Source organism: Mucilaginibacter paludis DSM 18603 (genome assembly GCF_000166195.2).
In the GTDB taxonomy this organism is placed as follows: domain Bacteria; phylum Bacteroidota; class Bacteroidia; order Sphingobacteriales; family Sphingobacteriaceae; genus Mucilaginibacter; species Mucilaginibacter paludis.
Genome location: NZ_CM001403.1, coordinates 6,020,755 through 6,046,819 on the forward strand (window position 1 = coordinate 6,020,755; position 26,065 = coordinate 6,046,819).

Genomic DNA, 26,065 nt, shown 5'->3' on the forward strand with positions numbered 1-26,065 from the left:
TTTAGGCGCGGTTTGCCCGCATGGGCAAACCTATGTATTTTTACTCTCATATTTTTCGTTTTTTAAGGCGGGGAGGTTTAGATGACCCCGCCTTTCTTATTTTTGTTTAACTATCTAAATATAGTATTTAAATATCTAATAATCAAATACTTATTACAATTTCTTCTATTTTTAACCTATGTTTTCTGTGCTCTTTTGAAAGGTGCTTTAAGTTTAATTTCTCCAACAGAGCTAACCACTTTGAGCATATCCCTAAAAGCTGCGCTCGCAATTCTTCTTTCGTAGAAGCGATTAGTCGATGCACCTTTAAAACACTAATTTGACCTATCTTACCGATAGCCATGCATATTTTCCAACTCAAAACTGCCCAGATCAACTTACTGTATAATATACTGGTTATACGATCCGAACTTCCTTTGGGGAACGTGTGTATCTTTAAAAACGACTTCCATGCTTTAAAAACCAATTCTATCTGCCATCGCAGGTGATATAACTTTTGGATCAATTCAGCGCTATATTTTTCGCTCACCAGGTTGGTAACAATAAAGTTAAACCCTGCCCGCTCTTTGAATCCCTTACTGGTGGTACTGCCTTTCTTTTTATTGTACTTTTCAGTATTGGCTATCCGCCTTGCCTTGAGCTCTTCACTTACCGGTTCTATTATTATCCTTACCGGCATTTTATCAGCTCCGATATATACCTGTTGATCAAATACGCCGGTTATGCCTTGTAGTTTCGACAACTCTAACTTTTGGTATTGGTCGTCCTTTAATAGATAAATCGTTGTTTTCGGACATAATTTATTAATAAAGAAAGCTTTGACTTTGTTAATATTGTTCATATAACTCAAGTGAGTGTAACCCAGATCTCTCATATATAATACCCCCGGCTGAATTGATGCCTTGTCCAGATGACTCTCACCCTGGTCATTTGCGTTGGCCGGAGTTACTTTGATATCGCTTTTACCACTTTTGATTTCAAATTCAAATTGTACAGATGCTCCCGCTTTCATCCCACTTCCTTTTGTTCCGGGGAATGTCTCTGCAATAACTTCCGGCAACGCGAAACGGGTGGAATCTTTGATACGGATCTCCAACCCTTGTGTTTGTTCTTGCGGTAACTCAACTGCTATTAATTGCTCAAAAACGGCTTGTACAAATTTTGTCATATTGCTGTGATGTCTTTGATGCAATGCCTGCTTCGAAATATCAAGCCCATCCCTCCGCATTAACTGCATACTCATGCCGTTAAACGATTGATCTCCATCAAATAACGCCATATCCAATAGTTCCTTGCCTCCCACTTTTCGTTTGCGTTGTATAGCCTCTGTTTTACGGGCCAGGCCATCTAACACCGTTGGTTCAAATAGTTCCGAACTCATTCGCTCGAATAATGACTGCAATTTTGCAGTTCCGATTCTTGCTCTAAAAAAATTTTATCCCTTTTTTTTCTAAAGTTGACGGCTATGCCATTGGAACTGGGAGGCGGGTAAAATGGTTGACATATGGGCCTACTACAATAATGCCGACGAGGTGGAGCTTTTTTTAAATGGCAAATCGCTTGGCGTAAAAAGAAAAAAAGGCGACGACCTGCATGTGATGTGGCACGTCAAGTTTGAACCTGGAACTTTAAAAGCTATATCCCGGAAAAACGGGAAAATAGTTTTGGAGCGTGAAATAAAAACTGCCGGTATCCCTGCAAAAATCGAGTTGATAGCCGATAGGAAAAGTATCCTATCCAACGGAAACGATCTTTCGTTTGTAACCGCCCGGATAGTGGATAAGGATGGAAACATCGTTCCTTACGCTGATAATAAAATTAACTTTAAAATTGATGACGAAGCTGCTATTGCCGGTGTTGATAACGGCGATCCGCTTAGTCACGAGTCATTTAAATCCAACAGCCGCAATGCCTTTCATGGTTTAGCGCTGGCTATCATCCAGGCCCGGCTAAAGCCAGGCAGCGTAAATTTAACAGCCAGCTCTGCGGGCTTGGCGCCTGCTACTGTGCAAATTGTATTGCATCAGTAGAATTTAAATGTTTTAATACTTTTTTTATACAATTATAGTTTTAAAAATTTATATCAAATCTTAACCAATAAGTAATCAATTTTGGCTTTTTCTGTCTGTTTGAGTCGGTCGGAAAGTTAGAGTTGGATTATTTAGTTCATATTTTTATTGTAATTTTTAGTGTTTTTTTTGTTTGATTATTAACAAAAAAGCCCCATTGATGCTAATAATTCAACAAGAATGCAGAGCAGTAATGGAATCCTAAATTCAGGATGGGGCAGGACAGTTTTTATGATTTTTGTATATAATTTTAGCATTATATAGAAAGTGTTTATTTAACATTTACACTTACCGCTAACCGAAAACTAAAAAATTATGAGGAAATCTTTACGTAATTCACGTACGCAACAAGCGTATACCTATATTTTTAAGCACCATATTTTTAAGGCATACTCTTAAATCAAGTTTTAAATTTCGTGCATTAAAACTCCGAATACTTATTAGTTACTTGTTTTTTAACGGCGTGTTAACCAGCGCCGTATGAAATTCTGCATGACTAACTTTAGGTGTAATGGCTTTGCTATTTTCAATAATACATAAAAATTTTATTAAACCATGTATAAATTTATTAGGAATTTATTCTATTTATCAGTGCTGTTATTTGCTTTTACCAGTTGCCGGAAAAAAGCTTATGACGACTTTTACGGCCGTCCGGCCAGCTTAGCCCCACCAATTTACCAGGTGCTGCAAGCCAGGGGTAACTTTACCAACCTGCTGGCATGCATCGATAAGGCTGGCATGGCCGACCAGTTGAAAACCGCAGGGTACTGGACCATGTTTGCGCCCAATGATGATGCTTTTAAAAAGTATTTTGCCTTACGCGGCATAAGCGGTGTAGCACAGATAGATGCCGCCACAGCTACGCAAATAGTATCCTATAGTTTGGTGTATAATGCTGCCGCTACAGATCATATTTCGGATTATCAATCACCTACCGGTTACATTACTAACCAGGCGTTTAAACGCCGGACATCTTATCACGGCGGAATTTATACCGATACCGTACTTTTCACTGCGCAAGGTAAAACTGATCCTGTTGGCGGGCAAGTAATCAATGCGGTTGCAGCTAACCGGAATAACGGCTATCAATACGGCGATTTTAATAATAAATATATTACTTATTTTACAAATGCTTATTTAAGTACCCATGGCTTATCGGCCACCGATTATAACTATTTTTATCCTAATACCACCTACACGGGTTTCAATGTGGTGGATGGTGCTGTGGTAAATGCAGACATATCTGCTGAAAATGGTATAATCCATGAAATCAATTCGGTTATACTGCCACTCAAGAATCTTGAAAAATACCTGGCATCAAATGCCAATTACAGTCATTTTAAGCAAATATTCGATAAATATTTCGTTCAATATCAGCAAGATGTAAACGTTACGCATCAATACCAGGTACTTACCGGCAAACCGGGCGTAGCTTATGTAAAAACGTATTTTAATGCCACCAATCCTATTGGTTATTCGCTGAACAACGAAAACTATTTAAAGGTTGCCGATAACGATGGGCAAGCATACGGCTATACCCTGTTTGCACCTACCAATGCCCAACTCGATGCTTATATTAACTCCGTGATACTGGAGCATTATTCATCGCTCGATAAGGTTCCGCTAAACATCATCCAGGATTTTTTAAACGCCCATATGTACACGGTACCTGTTTGGCCTACTAAATTTTCTGCTACAGTAAATATACTGGGCGAGCCCGCCAAATTTGACGCTACTAAGGATGTGGTAGATAAGTATGTTGGCAGTAATGGCTTTTTTTACGGCGTAAATAAAGTGCAGGCACCCAATGTGTTTTCAACCGTTTTCGGCCGGCCTTATCTTGATCCCAATTATTCGCTCATGACCATTGCGCTCAACTCCAACCTGCGCTATACTATCGCTAACCCTAATTTTAAGTTTACCATTTTCATGGTATCTGATGCTACCTTCCGGGCGTTGGGTTATGATTATAGCACGGCTAACAGTGCATTTACCTATACATCCGCTGGTGTAACAACTATAGGCGGTACAGCCAATACTAATTTTTACCGCATTATTAATATGTTGGTTGCTTCAACCCCCAATAACGAATTGAATGACCTTTCGGGTTCCGGTATTTTTGAAACCGGCCCTGGCGATGGTACCGGTGGTGAGTATTTAAAATATAATGCCAATACAATTTTTGGGGCGGGTAATGTTGATGCAGGCCAAACCGTTTCAGTTGTAAGTTCGGTAACTACCACCAACGGTAAAGCTTACTACACTACCGGTGGCTTTCCATTATATTCAGTGTTGAATGTTGGGCAGCATATCGCAAAAAATGCAACAACAACTACATCGCCATTCTACAATTATTACCAATACCTGCTTAACAGCCAGTTGTACACCTCGGCAACCGGAGCCATAACTGGTATACAACCGGGTATTTTTTATACCGTGCTTGTACCGTCTAATGCTGCTATCCAGGCCGCGGTAAACGCTGGTTTACTGCCTTATACTTTAAGCGGCACCACCCGTGTGCCTAACTACAAACCAACCCTTCAAACTGATATCGACCTGGTAACCAAATTTATCCAGTACCATATCATAAAAGGTACCACCATTGTAACTGATGGTAAAAAGAGCAGCCCACCAAGCTATCCAACCCTATTGAATGACTCCAATTCGGGTAATCCACTTTATATCCAGGCCTTTAGTTCACTTGGTGGTGGTTATCTGCTCGATAATCAGGGTCGACGCTCTAACATAGTTCCCGCTAATAGCAACGTGCTGTCAAACTATACTGTGATACACCAGATAGATAACTATTTAACCTACAACTAAACCGAAATACCTCAGGCGTATATGAAAAAAATACTTACATATATCTTCTATTTATCTGTTACATCAATGGTTTTGCACGGCTTAGTTGCCAAAGCGCAAGCCCCTACTGATAAGATACTGATTAAAGGAAGAGTGATTGACGGAAGCGACAAATCAGCCATTGTTGGTGCCTCCGTTATCGAAATTGATAAAGACAAGCGTACCATAACCGGTGTTGCAACAGATATAGATGGTAATTTTGCCATCAAAGTTTCAAGCACGGATAATAAGATACAGTTCTCGTACATCGGCTATAAAACTCAGGCGTTCGCAATTGGTACCAAACGCAGCTTCAATGTTTCGCTTGCTTCAAGCAACTCGCTTACAGAAGTAACCGTGGTATCGAAGCCAACCGTAAATAACGGTACCGGCCTTAATATTGATGCACGAAACCAAACAACAGCCAGCTCAACCATCCAGGCAAAGGATCTGGAAGAGTTACAGGCAACATCAATCTCTTCTGCTCTTGAGGGGCGTTTACCCGGTGTGGATATCGTGGCCAGTACCGGCGACCCTGGTGCAGGTATGTCTATCCGTATCCGTGGTACATCAAGTATAAATGGTGCTACCAATCCGTTAATTGTAGTTGATGGTTTACCTTACGAAACCGCTATACCCACCGACTTTAACTTCCAAACTGCGGACGAGCAAGGTTATGCCAGCTTATTAAGCATCGCACCATCGGATATTAAAGAAATTACGGTATTAAAAGATGCTGCTGCAACTGCGGTTTGGGGCGCCCGTGCGGCCAACGGCGTATTGGTTATTACCACTAAGCGCGGTTCGGTTAGCGCACCCGTTGTTACATACACCTATAAAGGATCTTTAGAGCGGCAGCCATCCCCAGTGCCTTTGCTAAATGGTAACCAATACTCAGAACTCATACCGCAGGAGTACATGAACGGTACGCCACCGGGTTTGCCCCTCAATACCTTAACGGCAAAAGAGTTTGCACATGACCCAAGCGACCCGTACTATTATTACAACTACGGCCAGAACACCGATTGGGTTAAGGCGATTACCCAAAACGGTTACACACACGATAACAACTTGTCGTTACAGGGCGGTGGCGAAAAGGCCCGTTATTTTACTTCGTTAGGTTATGTTACCCAGCGCGGAACAACACTTGGTACAGGGCTTAACAGGCTAAATGCGCGTTTAAATTTAGACTATGTAGTTTCTGACAGATTACGTTTCCGCACCGATATTGCTTATACGCACTCCCTGACTGACGGTAACTTTGTGAACTATACCGTTGGTGGTAACTCCGATGCGAGCAATATCCGTAATATCGCATTTAACAAGATGCCCAATATGTCTATTTACGAATTTGATGAATACGGGCATCAAACACCAAACTATTTCACGCCATCCAGCAATATTCAGGGGCAATATCCCGGTACTTATAATCCCGTAGCCATGGCAAAATATGCGGTAAACAACGTACGTGCCGACCGTATTACGCCGCATTTTAATGTTCAATATCAAATTATTCCTGGAAAACTTACCGGTACTGCTGATGTACAGTTCGATGTGAATACTTCAACCCGCAACAGTTTTTTGCCACAAAGCGCAACAGGGCGGCCAACTACCGAAACATCGGTAAACCGCGCCTACAATTATGATTACGATGGTTACAGCGTAACATCGAAAACCAACCTGGCTTATACGCCGCAATTGTCGGAGAAGGTAACCTTTTCGGGTCTGTTATCTATCCAAACCAACGACAGTAAGGGCCTGAGCCAATCTTTACTATCAGCCAATAGCGCCTCTGCAATTTTGCAGGATCCATCGGCACCGTCCAGAACGCAAAATTCCGATCTGGGGTCTGCTTCCGGCGCAAGCGAAACCCGGTCTCTTGGGGCTCTCATCAACGGTAACTTTGGCTTCTTCGACAGGTATCTCATTAGTGTCGGTCTGCGTGGCGACGCTAATTCTAACTTCGGCCCTAATCATAGGTACGGGCTGTTTCCGTCATTGTCGGGCAGGTATCGCTTATCTGGCGAACCATTTATGCAGCGGTTCAAATTTATCAATGATCTGAGCGTGAGGGGAAGTTATGGTGTTATTGGTAACGCGCCCGACCGCCCTTATACCTTTTACAACCAGTACTCTAACTTTAATTACACCTACCTGGGCCAAAGCGGTGTTTACTCCTCAAACATCGAGTTAACCAATTTGCGTTATGAAAAAATAACAGGTAAGAACCTTGGCTTCAACGTGGTACTGTTTGATTCAAGGTTAAATTTTGATGCGGAAATATACCGTAACCGCACTACCGATATGTTCTTTACACCTTCTATCGCCAACTTTAATGGTTATAGCTCGCTCACTTTGAACGTAGGTACGATGGATAACCAGGGCTACGAGATCAGCCTGAATGTTACGCCAGTTAAAAAGAAAGACCTGGTGGTTGATTTTAACTTTAATATTGCCCACAACGAAAACGTCATCAGGGAATTATCTCCCTTTGTTACCACATCTAACGGTGGCGGTTTAACCAACGGCTCTTTCCTCTCTTTGCTGCAACCCAACAACCCCTTGGGTTCATTTTATGGATATGTTTACCAGGGTGTATATAAAGATCTTAACGCCACTATTGCCACTGATAAGAACGGTAACCAAATTACCGGACCCGACAAAAAGCCGGTTTACATGCGTTACAATTATCCAAGTGTTGACTATGTATTTCAACCAGGAGATGCTAAATACGAAGACGTTAATCACGATGGAGTGATCGACTCACGCGATATTGTTTATCTGGGTAACGGTAACCCCATGTTTACAGGCGGTTTTGGCCCCACTGTAACCTACAAACGGAACTGGAAGTTATCAGCATTTTTTAGCTATCGCTATAAATTTGATTTGATTAACAATACCATGATCACTACCACTAACATGTACAACTATAACAACCAAAGTACAGCAGTACTACGCAGGTGGCAAAAACCGGGCGACGTAACCGATATACCGCGTGCTTTGTTTAACTCTGGTTATAACTGGTTAGGCTCGTCGCGTTATGTGCAAGACGGATCGTACTTAAGGTTTAGTGCTATTACGCTGCGTTATAATGTAAATCCCTTGTTTGCCAAGAAGATAGGAGCCAGGAATGCCAGTATTTATTTTACGGGCCAGAACCTGATGACTTTTACCAACTACCTGGGCCAGGATCCAAGTGTTTCGCCGCGGGCGAGTGATATTTATAAGCAACCCATTGATAACTCAAATACACCTGTATCGCTATCGTTTGTGGTGGGTTTAACAGCAACTTTTTAAACAAAATGAGGAACAAATACAATAAAGGCAAGATGTATAAAAAGATCATTTATAAATCCGTTTTGTTCGTGGCGTTGATGCTTAGTTGCTCATCGTGTAAAAAATACCTGTCGCTTTATCCACAGGATGGCGTTATCAGGCAGGAGTTTTGGCAGAATAAAGAGCAGATACAGTCGGCAGTTATCGGCATCTACTCATCTCTGCTGGCCGACCCGGCGGGTAAAGACAGGCAATTGGCAGAGTACCTTTTTCTTTGGGGCGAGCTGAGGGCAGATAATGTGGTGTCTTCGGGCGCAAACATCAGTAATGATGAGCTCAATATGCTGCACGATAATATTTTATCAACAAACTCGGTGGTTAACTGGTCTGCGGTTTACCGCACCATTAACTATTGCAATACCGTGCTTGATTATGCGCCGAATGTGATGTCGCTCGATAAAACCCTTACCCAGGATAAGTTGAATAGTTACTTAGGCGAAGCATTAGCCATCAGGAGCCTGATGTATTTTTACCTGGTTCGCACCTATCGCGATGTGCCGTTAAAACTTAAGTCCACATCAAGCGATACCGATATTCAGCAACTGGCTGTAACAAAATCAACTGACGTGCTTGCGCAGATAGTGAAAGACCTGGCTACTGCCGAGCAGTACACGGTTTACACTTATGGCGATAAGGCATCGGATAAAGGGCGTATAACTAAATATACCATTAACGCTATCCAAGCGGATGTTTACTTATGGATGGAAGATTATAATAATTCAATAACAGCTTGCGATAAGATTATCAATTCCGGACAATTTGGACTTGTACCGGGCGACTCCGGTTTTTTTAGTACGCTATATTATACAGGCAACTCGATAGAAAGTATTTTTGAATTTCAGTTCGATGTTCAGGCGCTCAACTCGTTTTATACCGCGTTTCAGCAAAAGGCAAGGTTTGCGGCATCACCTAACCTGATGGACCTGGTTTATACGGTAGATTATAACGACGATAATAATTACGATCGTCGCGGCCGCTTTGTAGCGGTTAACACAAGTACTAACCAAATATGGAAATATATTGGCGTAAGCGGAGATCGTAACGCACGCACCATCGATCAATCGTACGCACATTACATGATTTACCGTTATGCCGATGTGCTTCTGATGAAAGCTGAAGCGATGGCGTATGTTAACCGCGGTAGTGAGTCTCTGGATATTATACGTACCATACGCACCCGGGCCAATGCACTTGCCACAACTTTGGAGAGTCCTTCGCCAAGCGATGCAAATGCAGTTGCATTGTATGTATTGGATGAGCGCGATCGCGAGTTTAGTTTTGAAGGAAAAAGATGGTATGATCTTTTGCGATATGCCAAACGAAATAACTTTCAGAACCTAAATACCCTGATACTTGCATCTACCATTAACATACCGGGGAATTTACAACAATCGGCCAATACAAAACTAAGGGATTTAAACAGCTTATACCTGCCCATACCTTATTCGGAGACATTAAACGACCCGAACCTGGTTCAGAACCCATTTTATAAAAACTAAATATTGAATTCATGAAATACGCTCATACCGACCACAACAGATACTGGCTATTGTCAGTTTGCATGGTAATCTTGCTGTATATCAACGGCTGCAAGCCAGAGAAGTTTCCGATAACGACTAACCCGACCTTGAACGCCATTCAGTACTTTGATAACAATCCTAATTTTTCAATGTTCGATCAGGCGCTTGTTAAATCCGGTTATGCGGGCTTTCTTGGAGCCTACGGGGCATATACGGTGTTTGCACCTAACAATACGGCCATGACTGCCTATTTAAAAACCATCAACAAATCGGGGGTTGACCAGGTAGATGATGCCACAATCAAATCTTTTGTGAGTATGCACATCATCCAGGATACACTCTCCACCCTGAATTTTACCGACGGTAAATTGCCAACCGCCACCATGTACGGCCAGTTTATTACAACAGGCACGGCTTTAACCAATGGCACAGCCTTATATACAGTAAATAAGCAGGCTAACATTGTGCAGCCCAACATCAGGGTAGGTAACGGTATCATCCACGCTGTTGATCATGTGCTTACGCCGGCTACATTAACCATTGCGCAAACTATTGCTGCCAATCCTAAATACAGCATCTTCAACCAGGCGCTCATTGCTACCGGCTATGCCGATACGCTGAATGTTTTACCTGCCAGCAATCCCGGCAGGCCGTTTCTTACGCTTATTGCACAAACCGATTCTGTGTTTAACGCTGCGGGTATAAGCAGTTATACCGATTTAAAAAACAAATACTCCACCACCGGAAATCCAAAAAATCCTAACGATAGTTTATACCTGTATGTGGCCTACCGCATCATCCCTTCCTTACAGTTTATGGGCGATATTATCGGCTCTCCATCACAAAATACGCTTGCACCGCAGCAAACCATTATTACACAACTGATAAACGGAGATGTGGTACTTAATCAGGTAGTATTTAACGGCGTTACCGAACTTGGTGTGCCGCTTGATCGTTCTAAAGGCGATGTGCCAGCAAGTAACGGCGTTATCCAGAGTGTTAAAACCAATTTTAAATATAAGGTAAGGCAGCCTACTCCGGTGTATTTTGATATTACCGATCAGCCGGAATTACGTAAGATTACGTCGCTTTTCCGCAGACCAAGCCAGTCGCTTGTTATTGCAATGGGCCAGGTAGCAGCCTGGAACTGGGATACCAAGGTGGCCAGTTACATAGGTCCTAACTATTTCAATGATGGTAACCCGCCATCTAACTATTATGTAAATGGTGATGGTCTGGCAATAACCTTAAGGTTAACCAGTGCTGCTCCGCAGTGGTTTGAAACCAAAACCCCGCTTATTGTAAAGGGCGTTTATAAAGTGTGGATCTGTTTCCGTAAAGGTATTGGTCAATACACCCAGATCTCGGTTGACGGGCAGGCACTATCCCGCATTGTAAGTTTGGCTGATTATATCCCGAGTACTACAGCTACACAAGCGGTATTAGAATCTCAGGGTTATAAAAGGTACAGCAACGCCCCAGCCAGCAATTCAACCCAAATGGCTGTTTTGGCTGGTGTTGTTACCATCAACACAACAGATGTGCATACGGTTAGGTTTACCTGTGTTAAAGACCAGGGCAGCGGTTCTAATAACGCGACTATAGACATGATACAGTTTTTGCCTGTCGGCATGAACCAAACCAACTTTTTGATTGACGCTAAAACGGGTAACATCATAGCCAACCCTAATCCATAAAATATATGCTTACGTTGCCTGGCAACGTAAGTTCAATGTTGTATTTAAAATATAGAAAATGAAACATCATTTATGCCATCGTTATTATGTGCTGCTTGTATTTTGCACCATGGTTATTTCATCATGCAAAAGCCCCTGGGATAAGCACGATACAGTAACAAACAGCGTACTTGCTATCAATTTGCTCGATCAGATTAACCAAAACCCTAACCTGAGTAAGTTTAGCCAATATCTTGCACAAACCGGTTACGACAAGGTGATCGCATCATCAAAAACTTTTACAGTATGGGCGCCAACCAACACCGCCCTGCAGGCCGTGGACGCCAGTATCCTGGGCGATACTGTTAAGCTTAAACAGTTTATCGGTAATCACCTGAGTAACTTGTCGTACACAACCAATATGGCATCGCCGTCCATCCGGGTTAAAACCTTGAATGGCAAAAATGCTACGTTCACTCCAACTACATTTGAGAACGCCAATATTACCACTGCCAACCAGTATGTAGCCAACGGAATACTGCACATTATTGATGCTGCCGTTATACCAAAGCTTAACATATGGGATTATGTAAATAGCCTCACCACGGTAGGGCAGAAGCAGCTGGCTTACTTACAATCGCAGAATTATATTTACCAGGATACTACTTTGGCCACCGTAACCGGAGTTGGCAGCAATGGTAAACCGATACTTAAACCCGGTACCGGCTTAGTAAACGCCAACTATTATTTAAACCAGACCGCAAACCTGAAGGATGAGGATCAGATGTTAACCTATATTGTATTAACAGATGCCGCTTACGATACTGAAAACAACAAGGTAAATAAATATTTTGCCACAAGCTCAATAGACAGTACAGCCAAACTTGCGGCTTTTAACGTAACTAAAGACCTCGTTATCAAAGGTGCTTACGTACCTTCGGCCTTGCCGGATACGCTTTTATCCATCAACAACATCAAGGTACCGGTGCTCAGAGGCGCAAATATTGTGCAAAGTTACGCTGCCAGCAATGGTGTAGTGTATGTAATGAGCAGCGCCAACTTTAAATTGGTTGAAAAAGTGCCGCCTATAGTTATACAGGGCGAGGATGCAACCTTTTTTGCACGTACGGATAAAGGCGCTGCGATAGTTTACCGTTTGCGTAAAGATCCGGCTGGCATTGCATACAAGGATATTTATATTGCCACTAACACTGCCGCCACGCTAACACCTCTGTTTTATGCGGGTTATACTATAAATAATGCTAACTCGGTAACCTACAAGGTTTATCAACGGGCAATTAACGAACAGATGACCGCCGGGACGGCCGCCACGAGTACCGCGCCCGCTGTGCAGCCGGCGCCTATATTGTTCTCGCAGCAGTTGAGCATCTATTCTCCATTTTCCGCAACGCCCACTCAATTCGGCTTTCAAACGGTGGCTTCGTTTAATTACAGCGAAGTACTCATTGGTACATTTACCAATACCCGCTACGGTTACTTAAAATTTACCAACAGCGGTGCCAACAGCACTACGGCCAATGCTAACAGTATCACACTTGATTACCTTAAACTGGTGCCTACTTTACCTTAAATATTATCAAACAGACTATGCATATCTATACCAGATCGTTTAAGATACTTTCCATCATACTCGTTTTAGCGGTCCAGGCACCTCGGCTTTGGGCTCAAAAAACGGATACTACGGCGAAAGCAACCGCTAAGGCACCTTCTACCAAGGTAAAGGATACGGGCTTAAAAGCTTCGGGTACCATAACCGACAACGCTACCGGTAAGCCTATTTCGGGTATTAACATCAGCGTGGCCGATTTTTCGGCAGCCATAACCGACGAAAAAGGCCGGTTTTCTATTAAGGTTCCCTCTTACTCCGCAGTAATTGTGGTTTCGGGGCAGGGCTACCAGAGTAAAGAACTGCCTTTAAAGGGGCGTAAAAGTGCTTCTACAAGTTTGTACGAAGATGGCTTTAGCTCGGTTTACAGTAATGCGAGAATGCCTTTTGGTGATTTTCCGCTTAATACATTAACCAATGCTGTTAACACGGTTAATACCAACGGTGCATGGGATACAAAACAAGAAACAGCCGATTCTTATCTTCAGGGCCGCATATCCGGACTAAACGCTGTTAGACGTTCGGGAACGCCGAATATTGGTGCCGATTTGTTTTTACGCGGATATTCATCGCTTAATGCCACCAACAAGCCTCTTATTGTTGTTGATGGGATGATATACGATAATTACCATTATGGTACATCGCTTATACAGGGGCATTTTAACAACCCGCTGGCCAATATAAACTTTCAGGATATTGATAACATTACGGTTATCAAGGATGCTTCATCCCTATACGGAACAAAAGGAGCTAACGGTGTTATCCTGATCACTACCGGCCACACCAACGATCTGGCTACAAAAATAGATTTCGGCGCATACAGCGGCGTTAATTTTAAACCGGCAAGCCTGCCTGTTATGCAGGCCGGCGATTACCGCACCTATCTCTCGGACGTATTGAGTTCGAGTGGAATGACTGCGGCAGCCATCAGTGCTCAGCCGTTTTTTAACGATAACCCATCTGCACCTAACTACGCAGCATACCATAATAATACCGACTGGCAAAAGCAGGTTTTTAAAACATCATTCAATTCAAACTACTTTTTAAGGGTCTCGGGTGGCGATGATATAGCCAGATACACCCTTTCGCTGGGTTATGGCAGCGATAATGGGATAACAAAAAACACACCGCTAAGTAAGTATGATACCCGTTTTAATGCCGATTTAAAGCTCACACAAAAGCTTTCGGTAAATGCCAACCTATCTTTTACTTATAACGAGCAAAACTTGTTCGATCAGGGACAGGCTATCACCACCAATCCTATTTACATTGCTTTAACTAAAGCGCCTATTCTTCGGCCCCGTGAGGTAAACAGTGCCGGGGTTGAATCGCCTAACCTGGCTAACCTGGATGTTTTTAATACAGGTAACCCGGCTATCCTGATTGATACTGCCCAGGAAGTTGCTAAAAGCTACCGCTTTTTTGGTAACATTAACTTTAAGTACCAATTTAACCGTTACGCTACGCTGCAAACCTCTATTGGTGTAACTTATGATAAGGTTCGCGAGAGCTATTTTATACCCAGGGCGGGTGTTACCACTGATACGGCGCGCAACGCCATTATTTATAGCCGTTTAGGTAGCCAGGTGGAACGCTTTTACAGCCTGACGAACGACACCCATTTCTCTTACGATCGTACTTTTAACCGCATACACCATTTTACCGGTAACATTGGTTTCAGGTTTATGGATAGCGAAAGCTCGGATATTTTTGCACAGGGCGCCAACTCTGCCACCGACCAGTTTATAACCGTAGGTACCGGCGTTAATGCTTTGCGTACCGCCGGCGGCGAAACCGGCGATATGCGTTGGTTAAATAACTACCTCAGCCTTAATTACCAGCTGCTCAATAAGTATTTCATCTCGTACAATATGGCTGCCGATGCATCTTCCCGCTTTGGTACCGATATCCCGGGTGCCTTGAATGTTGGCGGGCTTAAAATGGCGGTTTTACCTTCGCTATCAGTTGGATGGTTGTTATCGTCCGAATCGTTTATGTCGGGCATCAACTTCGTTGAGCTTTTAAAACTGAGAGCCAGCTATGGCCTTACCGGTAACGACGATATTGGTAACTATACCGCCCGTCAATACTATGTATCGCAAAACTTGCTGGGCCAGCAAGGCCTTGTTCGTGGTAACATCGGTAATCCGCAATTACAGTGGGAATTGAACAAGAAAGCTGACATCGGCTTTGATGCATCACTTTTGAAAGAGCGATTGACTGTATCGTTCGATATTTATCAGAACAGCACATCGCACATGATTGTTGACGAACCTACTGCAGCTTATACTGGCTTTACTTATGCTGTTGACAACGGTGGCGCCATGCGTACCCGGGGCCTTGAGCTTTCGGTAAATGCACGCCTGATTAATAAAACCCAGTTAAAATGGGATTTGGGCTTCAATATCGCTAAGTTCTCTAACCAGATCACCATGCTGCCCAACAACAGCATGACTACCACTTATGCTGGTGCAACGGTACTTACACAAGTTGGCAGCCCCGCTAATTTATTTTACGGTTATAAAACCAACGGCGTTTATACATCAGATGCCGAGGCAGCGGCCGCTAAGGTTACCGAAACAAATGCCAATGGTGTTGCCCTTGTACCCCACGGCGGCGATGTAAGGTTTGTAGACGCGAACGGCGACGGTGTTATAGATGCTAAAGACCAGCAGGTAATTGGCAACCCGAACCCAGACTTTGTTGGCGGCATTAATACCTCGCTTACTTACAAACGCTTTACCCTGAGCGGCTTATTTACCTTTAGCAAAGGCGGGCAGATATACAATTATGTACGACGCTCGCTCGAGTCGGAGAGTGGTTACCAAAACCAAACCCTGGCTGTATTAAACCGCTGGCGCGCCGATGGACAGGTAACCAATATGCCTAAGGCCACTTTTGGGGACCCGATAGGAAACGCCCGTTTCTCCGACCGTTGGATAGAGGATGGATCGTACTTCAGGCTACGTACAGCAACATTATTATACAATGTGCCCCTCAAGGTAAAGAGCATCCGTTCATTAAAAATTTACCTAACCGGCAATAATTTGTTCACGTTAACCAAGTACCTGGGTTACGATCCGGAGTTTAGTGCTACCGAAAGTGTAGTTACTCAGGGTATCGATACCGGCTTAGAGCCACAGTTCAGGTCGGCACAAATAGGAGTGCGTTTAGGTTTATAATATTGTGCAGATTTTAATTTGATCATTTTTTGATATGAAAAAATATAATTACGGGAAACTTGGGATTGCTTTTTTACTAACATGCGGAATGTCTTTCTCGTCGTGTAAAAAGGCGTTCGATCTGAAACCGAAAAGTGAGGTTGATATAACCGATACCTACCAGAATGTTTACGACGTAAATGCCGCTGTAATTGGAATTTACGGTCAGTTTATCAGCCTTGCCGAACAGTACGTTGTTTTGAACGAACTTCGTGCCGACTTGATGGAAACCACTACCAACGCCGACAAAAACCTGGTTGAAATTGCCCAGCACAATGTTACCGCAGGTAACCCATGGGCCGATCCCCGCCCGTTTTATAAAGTGATTATCAATTGTAACGATGTGCTTTATAATATGAAGCTGATGCTGGCTGCCAATAAAATAAACCAGGATGATTATAATCAGCGTTATTCTGATATTGGTGCACTCCGTTCGTTTTTGTACTTGCAGTTGGGAATCCATTTTGGTACGGTGCCTTATGTTACCGATCCGATAGCTAACATTAATGATCTGAAGGATGCGTCGAAATTTCCCCGCTTACCATTCAAAACGCTTATTGATAACCTGGTTACGTTTACCGCTGCGTTGCCTTATCTGGATCCTTATGCAACTTCAGCTACTACTACCAGCAGCCCGAGCACATCGCTTATTACTACTGCTGACGGTTATTTAACTAAGTATAATTTCATCAACAAGCGCATGTTGCTCGGCGACCTGTACCTATGGCAGGGAACCAATTATACCGAAGCTGCCCGTCAGTATAGGGTAGTAATGGAATATCAAACCAACAACACCAATATTAATATATCTTACTATACCTATAAAATTCCTATTGCTGACGTTGCCGCCAATAACGACCTTACGGTGGGGTATTTGCGGTACCGTGAGACTGATATCAATTCGTTGGTCAATAGTAACACACAGGGCTGGCGCTCTATCTTTGCCAGGCCGCAAGATGCTCTTTACGATACGGAGTGGATATGGGCCATGACCTTCGATAACACCTTCGCGCCGAATGATCCCTTTATTGATCTGTTCTCTAATCAGGGTGGGAGCTACCTGGTAAAACCGTCGCAAACGGCCGTCAATTACTGGAATAGCCAGAAGCAGCGCAACGGGTTTCCTTATGATCAGCGTGGTAACTTTACATACAGGACCATTAATGGACAGCCGGTTATTGTAAAATATTTATATTATTACCTGGATGCAAACAGCTTTATCCCTACAAAATTTTTTACACAAAAAGGTAAATGGTTTTTACAACGTGCTGAAATGCTGCACCTGCGTTTTGCCGAGGCTGCCAACCGCGATGGGCGTAGTAAATTGGCTTTTGCGTTGCTTAACTCAGGTATTAAAACTACGTTTAACGGCTCTTATCCAAACAACCCGGTTTTCTTTCCGGTGCCTACCGATGTTACTAATATCGAGCAAACGCTTGATTCACCGCCTTATGATTTTGATGCAAGGCAAGGTGACGCGCCACGATACCGTTCTCCATGGTATCAAAATACAGGCATCCGCCAGCGCGGATACGTTACCGATCTTGATTTTGGCCTCAGTACGAATATGCTCGGCCTTGAAGACGCTTTAGTGCAGGAGTCGGCATTAACACTCGCTTACGAAGGCCAGCGCTGGCCGGATCTGTTGCGTATAGCGCTCCGCCGTAACGATCCGTCATTTATTGCAAACAAAGTTGCCGACAGGCTAAACCGCGACGGCTTTGGTGCGGCTGCGGCTACCGCGCAGGCCAAGCTTTCAGCAGGTAACTATTATTTACCCTTTAACTGGTAAATAACCACGTGTAACCCGGCTATTAAAGGTTGATGCCTTTTTATAAATTATACTCCAGCGAGAGTTTAACAAGGTAATTAATCTTGTTAAACTCTTATTTTTTTTCCATTACCGCCTGTTGTAATGTGCAGCAGGCTTTTTTTTAGGCCCCGCCTTTAAAGCATCATTAGGCCTGCTTAACCAACCAAGCTTTTAAAAATTGACTAATTACTTTCACTAATTGTTGTAAAGCTGATATTGAAAGCAAAAATTGCAGACCATTTTTTAATATTGCCCCAACTTATATAACTACAACTATTTTATGAAAAACCGTTCAACGTTTTTTATTTGTACCGCAATTTTTTTAACCCTTAACTTTTGTGCCAAAGCTATAGATGCCGATCCGGCCTGGGTTAAGCTGGTAGGCTCCAAAAAAATGCCAGCTAAAACAACAGTTTTTAAGGTATTGGCCTATGGGGCTGTTAACAATGGTACAACTCTAAATACCTCGGCTATACAAAAAGCCATTGATGCCTGTTCCGCAAAAGGTGGGGGTATTGTTAGCTTTGCGCCGGGTAAGTATTTAACAGGTTCCATTTTTTTAAAAAAGAATGTGCGCCTGCAGATAGATAAAGGTGTGGAGCTATTGGGTAGCCAGAATTTAGATGATTACCCGCAAATGGATACCCGTATAGCAGGTATCGAAATGAAATGGCCGGCCGCCCTGATCAATATTATAGACCAGGAAAATGTTGCCGTTACCGGCGAGGGCCTGGTTAATGCCCAGGGGAAACCGTTTTGGGATAAATACTGGAATATGCGCAAAGAGTACGACCCCAAAGGCTTGCGCTGGATAGTGGATTATGATGCCCAGCGCCCGCGCACCCTGCTGATCTCGGGCTCATCCAACATCACCATTAAGGCTATCACCCTGCAACAAGCCGGTTTTTGGACCGTGCAGGTGCTCTACTCTAAATATGTAACCGTGGACGGTATTATAGTTCGCAACAATATCGACGGCCATGGCCCGAGTACGGATGGCATCGATGTGGATTCGTCTACCTATGTGTTAATCCAAAACTGCGATATTGATTGTAACGACGATGATTTTTGCCTTAAAGCCGGTAGGGATTGGGATGGTTTGCGGGTTAACAAGCCAACGGAGTATGTGGTGATCCGCTATTGTATCTCGCGTGCAGGCGGTGGCTTGTTAACGCTGGGCAGTGAAACATCCGGCGGCATCAGGCATGTATTGGCTACCAACCTTTCGGGTAATGGTACGGGTAACGGTTTAAATATCAAATCGGCCACCACCCGCGGCGGAACGGTAGAAGATATCCATTTTAAAAACATCACCATGAATAATATAGGCAACGCCATCCAGATCACCATGAACTGGAACCCGGCATACAGCTATTCCAAATTGCCCGATGGTTATGATATCAATACCGTACCGGCCCACTGGAAAAAAATGCTGACACACGTTGAGCCTGCCGAAAAAGGCATCCCAACTTTTAAGGATGTTTACATATCAAATATCAACATCAAGGGTGCAAAAAAAGCTATCAACGCTGTTGGTATGCAAGGGCATCCCTTGGTGGGTTTTCATTTCAGCAATGTTAATATCGAGGCTAATGTTGCCGGTGATATCAGCTACGCCAGTTTGTGGACTTTTGATAAAGTAATTATAACCGCAAAAGATGGAGGTAAGGTTAACATCAAGGAATCTGCGGGGCTGAGTATGTAGTTAGTTGGCTGCATAATTGGGTTCTTGTAAGCAGTTTTTTTGTGCGCGGGATGTATCATCCTGAGCAACCGATCCGGCCAACCGAAAAAAAAATGGGGATGACGTTTGAAAAGCATCTTAAACTATGTCATTGCGATTGATTAAGTTATTGATTATCAATGCTAAATTTCTCTCCACCATGTCATCCCGACGCGAGGAGGGATCTTCTAAAAGCGGTAAGTAGGCATCATATTAGGTGCACTGATTATCAGTACGTCTATAATTGCGTTAATAATCAGTATTCTTAATTTAGAGCATCGGCCCGCTCAATCGCCGCGGAAGAGCTTGTTACTTTATTCACTCGTGTTTGTTTTTGGTGTGAATGAATGCTACGCAGTTTTGTCTTGATACAAAAAGTAACCAAAAACCGACCGGAGGGAGCTCATGAACACCTTAAAAAAACAAACACAGGTGAATAAAATCAAGACTGCCCGATCCTTCCACCCACAGGCCAGCTCCCGGCCCGGTGTGCAGTCGGGCTTTTGCGCACTTTTATCCTGTGCGCCGAATAGATTTTACGATGGCTGGCAATAACTTAAGTAGACGTTATTATAAGCGTGTCGAAGGACGTGCGGCATGGCCCTGTGAGAGGGCTTAAAAAAGCCTTCCCTACCGGGGGAGATTATGCACTGGGTTTGTTTTTTTTGTGTGCATGAGCGCTACGCGGTTTAGAGGGGGCTTTGGCATGCAAAATCCTACGCGCTTTATAGGGACCTCTAACACGCGTGCCTTTTGTGTTTTTGGAGGTGAAGCAGGACACCACAGGTTGCCCGTTTAAAACGCATCTGCTAAAATAGTGCTCATTAATCAGATGTCATATCTGCATTCTATAAACCAATTATAATTTTATGCCCTTACATATTGCTTTATTAATGTTCACAGTGTTCTTTTTGCGTGCCTACAGCAAGCCAACACAACCAGCTTATATTTTAAACTACCTGTTAAATAATAAAGCCATCTTATGAAATCGGTTACCAAATCATTTGCACTATCTCTTTTACCTGCTGCTTTCGTAACAATTTTGTTATCGGCATTTGTTAGCAACGATCATCAAATACCACTGGCCGGCAATTGGCGCTTTAAAATTGATTCGCTCGATAAAGGCATTACCGAAAAATGGTTCAGCAAACAATTGGACGATCATATCCACTTGCCTGGTTCCATGGCCGAAAATTTAAAAGGGAACGATATTACCTTAAAAACCAAATGGACCGGCAGTATTTACGATAGCTCGTGGTATTACAATCCGCGTATGGCCAAATACCGGCAGCCCGGTAATATCAAGATCCCCTTCTGGCTCACACCTGCCAAACATTACACTGGCGCGGCCTGGTATCAAAAAGATGTAAGCATCCCTCAAAGCTGGAAAGGGCAACGCATTTTATTGAATCTGGAGCGCGCCCATACCGAAACGCGTGTTTGGGTTGATGATAAAGAAGTAGGGATGCAAAATACCATGGTGGTGGCCCAGGTTTTTGATTTAACACCGTTTATATCGCCCGGCAAGCACACTATTACTCTGCGTATTGATAACCGCATTAAAGAGATCAATGTAGGGCAGGATTCGCACAGCCTCACCGACCATACCCAGGGAAACTGGAATGGGGTAGTGGGCAAAATGGAATTAATTGCCGGAGCTAATACCTGGTTTGATGATATCCAGGTATATCCGGACCTCAAACAAAAAACCGCCCATATTAAGCTGCATCTTAAAAGCAACCAATCGGTTAATGCCAAAATTGTTTTATCGGCAGTGAGCTTCAATACGCAACAAGCTTTGAAAGTGGCGCCGGTAACCAAAAGCATTCAACTTAAAAACGGCGAGACCGATTTGGATATGGATTTGCCCATGGGCGATAAAATGTTAACCTGGGACGAATTTAACCCCGCTTTATACAAACTTACCGCTCAGTTAACTACAACCAAAGGTCAGGCCGATGAAAAACAAATTCAGTTTGGCATGCGCGAGTTTAAAGCTGTTGATAAGCACTTTGAAATAAACGGCCGCCCGGTATTTTTACGCGGAACGGTTAACAACTGCGAGTTCCCGCTTACAGGTTATGCCAATATGGATGTTGGTGCCTGGGAGCGCATATTTAATATTTGTAAGGCAAACGGCCTCAACCATATCCGCTTCCATTCGTGGTGCCCTCCTGAGGCTGCGTTTATAGCCGCAGATAAGGTTGGTTTTTACCTGCATGTTGAAGGGCCAAGCTGGGCCAACCACGGCACATCCATTGGCGATAAAAAACCTATCGACCAGTTTATTTATGACGAAACCGACCGGATGGACAAAGCTTATGGCAATTATGCCTCCTTCTGTATGATGGCTTATGGTAACGAACCCCGTGGCCGCCAGGTGGAGTATTTAACCAAATTTGTTGACTACTGGAAAGCCAAAGACAGCCGCCATTTATATACAGGCGCATCTGTAGGTGGTAGCTGGCCGGTAATACCTAACAACGAATATATGGTGCGCGCTGGTAACAATGCCAGGGGATTAACCTGGAACAGGCAGCCCGAATCGGTATCCAACTACGATGAAGATAAAAACTTTAAAGTGCCTTTTGTGGTGCACGAAATGGGGCAATGGTGCGTTTATCCCGATTTTAAAGAAATAAAAAAGTATACCGGCGTTTACAGAGCCAAAAATTTCGAACTTTTTCAGGAAGACCTGGCCGACCGGGGAATGGGCGACCAGGCCGAGCAATTTCTGATGGCATCTGGTAAACTGCAGGCGCTTTGTTATAAAAATGAAATTGAAAAAGCTTTACGTACGCCCGGTTATGGTGGCTTTCAATTATTATCCTTAAACGATTATCCCGGCCAGGGAACTGCCCTTATTGGTTTGCTCAATGCTTTTTGGGACGAGAAGGGCTATATCACCGCCAAAGAGTTTGCTCGCTTTTGCAACGCGGTGGTGCCCTTAAGCCGCATCCCTAAATTTGTTTATACCAACAACGAGGTGTTTAAGGCAGATGCCGAATTGTTTAATTATAGCGCGGCCGAGTTAGCCAACAAAACCGTAAGCTGGAAAATTACAAACTCAAAAGGATTGGTACTCACTAAGGGTGCTTTTACGGCAAAAAATTATGCTATTGGGAGTTGTATCCCGGTAGGGGCAATCAGCTATCCGCTGAGTGATGTTAAAGAGGCATCAAAACTAAATCTGGAAATAGCAGTTGAAGGCACAAGCTATGTAAACGATTGGAACTTTTGGGTATATCCCGAAAAGCTTCCCGAGGTTAAAAATACCGGCGTTTACTACTGCACCACTTTAGATAAGCAAGCCGAAGATGTATTGAACAGCGGTGGCAAGGTATTTTTAAACGCCGCCGGTAAAGTGGTAAAAGGGAAAGAGGTTATCCAGAGCCTAACCCCGGTGTTCTGGAATACATCCTGGTTTAAAATGAGGCCGCCACATACCCTGGGTATTTTATGCGATGAGGCTAACCCGGCCTTTACTAATTTCCCTACCAGCTACCATACCGATTTGCAATGGTGGGATGTGTTGAACAAGGCGCAGGTAATGATACTGGAAGATTTCCCCAAAGGATTTAAACCTTTGATACAACCAATAGATACCTGGTTTTTAAACCGCAGGCTGGCATTTTTATTTGAGGCCAAAGTAGGTAAGGGTAAACTGATCGTTTCGAGCCTTGATCTTTCGGCGGATGTTGATAGTACAAGGCCGGCTTCCAGGCAGTTATATTATAGCCTGCAAAATTATATGCAGTCGGCACAATTTAACCCTTCATCGGCTGTTGATCTCTCCGTAATTAAGGATGTTTTTGAAACCGGATCGAAAGAGAAGTTTACCACTTATACCAAAGATAGCCCGGATGAACTGAAGCCTAAAGCCCAAAAGAAACCATGATCAATATTGCCAAATATAAATCAATGAATAAGAAGCAACGCCGTTTAACTGAACAGTTTAATGCAGGGTTGCAGCGTTTTTCGCGCGGGGAAACACACCCCTGCAGCCGCACTTCCAAACCCGCCCCCTCTCAAGAGGGGATCAAAATAAAAACGTTCATTATCAAGGCAATATGCAAAACAAGCGGCGGCCAGAGCGATTCCCCTCTTGAGAGGGGCGGAGGGGTGTGTTCTATGCGAGCGATAGGAAAGCGCAGTCTGTGTTCTTATCTATTATTGCCCTTTCAGCCGCAATCCAAACCCGCCTCCTCGATAGAGGGAAGTAGAACAAACACGTTCATTTACAATATAATATGCAAAGCAAGCAGCGGCCCGCGCGATTCCCCTCTTGAGAGGGGCGGAGGGGTGTGTTCTATACGAGCGATAGGAAAGTGCAACCTGTGTTCTTATAAAAACCTTTATATCAAATTCTCCCTTATAACAGCGCTATTATTAGGCTCTAACCTCACTTACGCGCAACGGCAAATGGAAAATTTGGGCCGCGGGGTAATAGCCATGCGTAAAACAACCGATTCGGTATTTGTAAGCTGGCGTATGCTGGGTACAGATCCGGAAAATATCGCGTTTAACCTTTATCGCCAAACAGGAAGCAATAGTCCGGTTAAGCTGAATGCAATACCTCTAACCAAAGGCACTAATTATACCGACGTTAACCCCGATTTTACACAACCCAACGCTTATTTTGTAAAGCCTGTACTTAACAACAAAGAGCTGGAAGCCAGCAAACCCTGGGTACTGGCAGCCAATGCCGATGTAAGGCAATACTTAAACATCCACTTACAAACACCGGCAGGGTATACGCCTAACGATGTTTCGCCCGGCGATCTGGATGGCGACGGCGAATACGAACTGGTAGTACACATGGCGGGGCGTGGCCGCGATAACTCGCAGGCCGGTTTAACAGATCCGCCGATATTGCAGGCCTATAAATTAGATGGTACCCTGTTGTGGACTATCCGGCTCGGCAAAAACATCCGCGAAGGCGCACACTACACCCAATTTATGGTTTACGACCTGGATGGCGACGGCCATGCCGAAATTGCTTGCAAAACGGCCGACGGAACTATTGATGGTACCGGAAAAGTAATTGGCGACTCGACCAAAGATTACGTTAACCGCCAGCAAACTACTGCAGACGGACGCTCTAACCCGCAATACGGGCGCATCAATACCGGCCCCGAATATTTTACCATATTCGACGGGCAAACAGGAGCTGCCTTAGCTACAACCAATTATTTGCCTGGTCGCGGCGATCTGGGTGGCTGGGACGGCGTAGGCGGCAATGGCGGGCATGATAGCTATGGTAACCGGTCTGACCGTTTTTTAGCTTGTATAGCCTATCTCGATGGTATACACCCCAGCGTAGTGATGACGCGCGGTTACTATGGCCGTAGTGTTTTGGCCGCCTGGGATTTCCGCGATCATAAAAAACTAACTTCCCGCTGGATCTTCGATTCAAAAGATGCTAAAAATCCTTTCTCGGGTATGGGCTACCACGGTCTTTCGGTTACGGATGTGGATGGCGATGATAAGGACGAAATTATTTTTGGATCGATGGTGGTTAACAGCGATGGCACGGGGCGTTTTTCTACCGGTTTGCGCCACGGCGATGCCATTCACGTAGGTTATCTTGATCCTGAAAATCCGGACAAGCTGGTGTTCGGCGTGCACGAGATGGCCGGTGGAACCAAAGGCTGGGGAACTGCCGTTTACGATGCTAAAACCGGCGAGATTATATACAAGAGTGATAAGGATATTGACGTTGGCCGCGGCGTTGCCGAAAATATTGTACCTGGCTTAAAAGGTGCGCAGATGTGGTGGAACACCGACCCCAATTTACATGACATTAAAGGGAAAATAATTGGGCCCCGACCAAGACAGGTTAATTTTTTAAGCTGGTGGGATGGCGGTCTGACGCGACAACTGCTGGACGGTAACCAGATTACCAAATATGGTCAGGGCGTTATTTTTGTTGCCCAGGGCTGCGTGTCAGATAATGGAACCAAGTCCGATCCTGCACTAAGTGCCGATATACTGGGCGATTGGCGCGAAGAACTGGTGGAGCGCACTCCGGATAATCAAAACCTGCGGGTATATACCACTACTATCCCGACCGATTATCGCATTTATACCCTCATGCACGATCCACAATATCGTTTGAGTGTTGCCTGGCAAAATGTTGGTTACAACCAGCCGCCGCATACCGGTTTTTATTTAGGCTACGGTATGTCGGCCCCGCCAAAACCTAATATTGTATTGGTTAATAAAAAGTAATTTTTGAA

General features: G+C 44.0%; 13 protein-coding genes. 12 read left to right on the forward strand and 1 reads right to left on the reverse strand.

Annotated features, from left to right (window positions below; all coding sequences use genetic code 11):
- Positions 1-142: 142 nt before the first annotated feature.
- Positions 143-1,381 carry an IS4 family transposase gene (locus MUCPA_RS25265; protein ID WP_008503844.1) on the reverse strand — a complete coding sequence of 413 codons (1,239 nt, stop codon included), beginning with the start codon at positions 1,379-1,381 and terminating at the stop codon, positions 143-145.
- Positions 1,382-1,493: 112 nt separating this feature from the next.
- On the opposite strand from MUCPA_RS25265, the gene MUCPA_RS25270 reads away from it, so the two are divergent.
- The 12 genes from MUCPA_RS25270 (at position 1,494) to MUCPA_RS25320 (ending at position 26,057) form a co-directional block, all read left to right on the forward strand.
- A complete protein-coding gene (locus tag MUCPA_RS25270; RefSeq protein ID WP_040626420.1) occupies positions 1,494-2,030 on the forward strand; it encodes a DUF4982 domain-containing protein in 537 nt (178 codons plus the stop codon).
- A gap of 594 nt (positions 2,031-2,624) precedes the next feature.
- Positions 2,625-4,892 (forward strand): fasciclin domain-containing protein, encoded by a 2,268-nt coding sequence (locus MUCPA_RS25275; RefSeq protein ID WP_008510222.1) that lies wholly within the window; start codon positions 2,625-2,627, stop codon positions 4,890-4,892.
- 21 nt (positions 4,893-4,913) lie between these two features.
- Entirely contained in the window at positions 4,914-8,207 is a 3,294-nt protein-coding gene (locus MUCPA_RS25280) for a SusC/RagA family TonB-linked outer membrane protein (protein WP_008510223.1), read from the forward strand.
- 5 nt (positions 8,208-8,212) lie between these two features.
- Positions 8,213-9,745, forward strand: coding sequence for a RagB/SusD family nutrient uptake outer membrane protein (locus tag MUCPA_RS25285; protein WP_217220333.1), 1,533 nt, complete (start codon positions 8,213-8,215; stop codon positions 9,743-9,745).
- Positions 9,746-9,756: 11 nt separating this feature from the next.
- Positions 9,757-11,463 carry a fasciclin domain-containing protein gene (locus MUCPA_RS25290; protein WP_008510227.1) on the forward strand — a complete coding sequence of 569 codons (1,707 nt, stop codon included), beginning with the start codon at positions 9,757-9,759 and terminating at the stop codon, positions 11,461-11,463.
- Between the two features lie 58 nt (positions 11,464-11,521).
- Positions 11,522-13,033 (forward strand): fasciclin domain-containing protein, encoded by a 1,512-nt coding sequence (locus tag MUCPA_RS25295; RefSeq protein WP_008510229.1) that lies wholly within the window; start codon positions 11,522-11,524, stop codon positions 13,031-13,033.
- Between the two features lie 17 nt (positions 13,034-13,050).
- Positions 13,051-16,251 carry a SusC/RagA family TonB-linked outer membrane protein gene (locus MUCPA_RS25300; RefSeq protein WP_008510230.1) on the forward strand — a complete coding sequence of 1,067 codons (3,201 nt, stop codon included), beginning with the start codon at positions 13,051-13,053 and terminating at the stop codon, positions 16,249-16,251.
- A 34-nt stretch (positions 16,252-16,285) separates the two neighbouring features.
- On the forward strand, positions 16,286-18,082 hold the full coding sequence (locus MUCPA_RS25305; RefSeq protein ID WP_008510232.1) for a RagB/SusD family nutrient uptake outer membrane protein: 1,797 nt from the start codon (positions 16,286-16,288) through the stop codon (positions 18,080-18,082).
- A 301-nt stretch (positions 18,083-18,383) separates the two neighbouring features.
- Positions 18,384-19,808: a glycoside hydrolase family 28 protein gene (locus MUCPA_RS25310; protein ID WP_008510235.1), complete on the forward strand. Its 1,425-nt coding sequence runs from the start codon at positions 18,384-18,386 to the stop codon at positions 19,806-19,808.
- 423 nt (positions 19,809-20,231) lie between these two features.
- Entirely contained in the window at positions 20,232-20,381 is a 150-nt protein-coding gene (locus MUCPA_RS38700; RefSeq protein ID WP_217220335.1) for a hypothetical protein, read from the forward strand.
- A gap of 427 nt (positions 20,382-20,808) precedes the next feature.
- On the forward strand, positions 20,809-23,724 hold the full coding sequence (locus MUCPA_RS25315; RefSeq protein WP_008510238.1) for an exo-beta-1,4-galactosidase: 2,916 nt from the start codon (positions 20,809-20,811) through the stop codon (positions 23,722-23,724).
- Between the two features lie 524 nt (positions 23,725-24,248).
- A complete protein-coding gene (locus MUCPA_RS25320) occupies positions 24,249-26,057 on the forward strand; it encodes a rhamnogalacturonan lyase (RefSeq protein ID WP_169316206.1) in 1,809 nt (602 codons plus the stop codon).
- Positions 26,058-26,065: the final 8 nt, after the last annotated feature.

Excerpts from the sequence above, each read along its gene's own strand:
- MUCPA_RS25265 (WP_008503844.1), bottom strand. The coding sequence starts at position 1,381 with ATGAGTTCGGAACTATTTGAACCAACGGTGTTAGATGGCCTGGCCCGT.
- MUCPA_RS25270 (WP_040626420.1), top strand. The coding sequence starts at position 1,494 with ATGGTTGACATATGGGCCTACTACAATAATGCCGACGAGGTGGAGCTT.
- MUCPA_RS25305 (WP_008510232.1), top strand. The coding sequence starts at position 16,286 with ATGAAAAAATATAATTACGGGAAACTTGGGATTGCTTTTTTACTAACA.
- MUCPA_RS25310 (WP_008510235.1), top strand. The coding sequence starts at position 18,384 with ATGAAAAACCGTTCAACGTTTTTTATTTGTACCGCAATTTTTTTAACC.
- MUCPA_RS25275 (WP_008510222.1), top strand. The coding sequence starts at position 2,625 with ATGTATAAATTTATTAGGAATTTATTCTATTTATCAGTGCTGTTATTT.
- MUCPA_RS25320 (WP_169316206.1), top strand. The coding sequence starts at position 24,249 with ATGGAAAATTTGGGCCGCGGGGTAATAGCCATGCGTAAAACAACCGAT.
- MUCPA_RS25300 (WP_008510230.1), top strand. The coding sequence starts at position 13,051 with ATGCATATCTATACCAGATCGTTTAAGATACTTTCCATCATACTCGTT.
- MUCPA_RS25280 (WP_008510223.1), top strand. The coding sequence starts at position 4,914 with ATGAAAAAAATACTTACATATATCTTCTATTTATCTGTTACATCAATG.
- MUCPA_RS25295 (WP_008510229.1), top strand. The coding sequence starts at position 11,522 with ATGAAACATCATTTATGCCATCGTTATTATGTGCTGCTTGTATTTTGC.
- MUCPA_RS25285 (WP_217220333.1), top strand. The coding sequence starts at position 8,213 with ATGAGGAACAAATACAATAAAGGCAAGATGTATAAAAAGATCATTTAT.
- MUCPA_RS25315 (WP_008510238.1), top strand. The coding sequence starts at position 20,809 with ATGAAATCGGTTACCAAATCATTTGCACTATCTCTTTTACCTGCTGCT.
- MUCPA_RS38700 (WP_217220335.1), top strand. The coding sequence starts at position 20,232 with ATGAACACCTTAAAAAAACAAACACAGGTGAATAAAATCAAGACTGCC.
- MUCPA_RS25290 (WP_008510227.1), top strand. The coding sequence starts at position 9,757 with ATGAAATACGCTCATACCGACCACAACAGATACTGGCTATTGTCAGTT.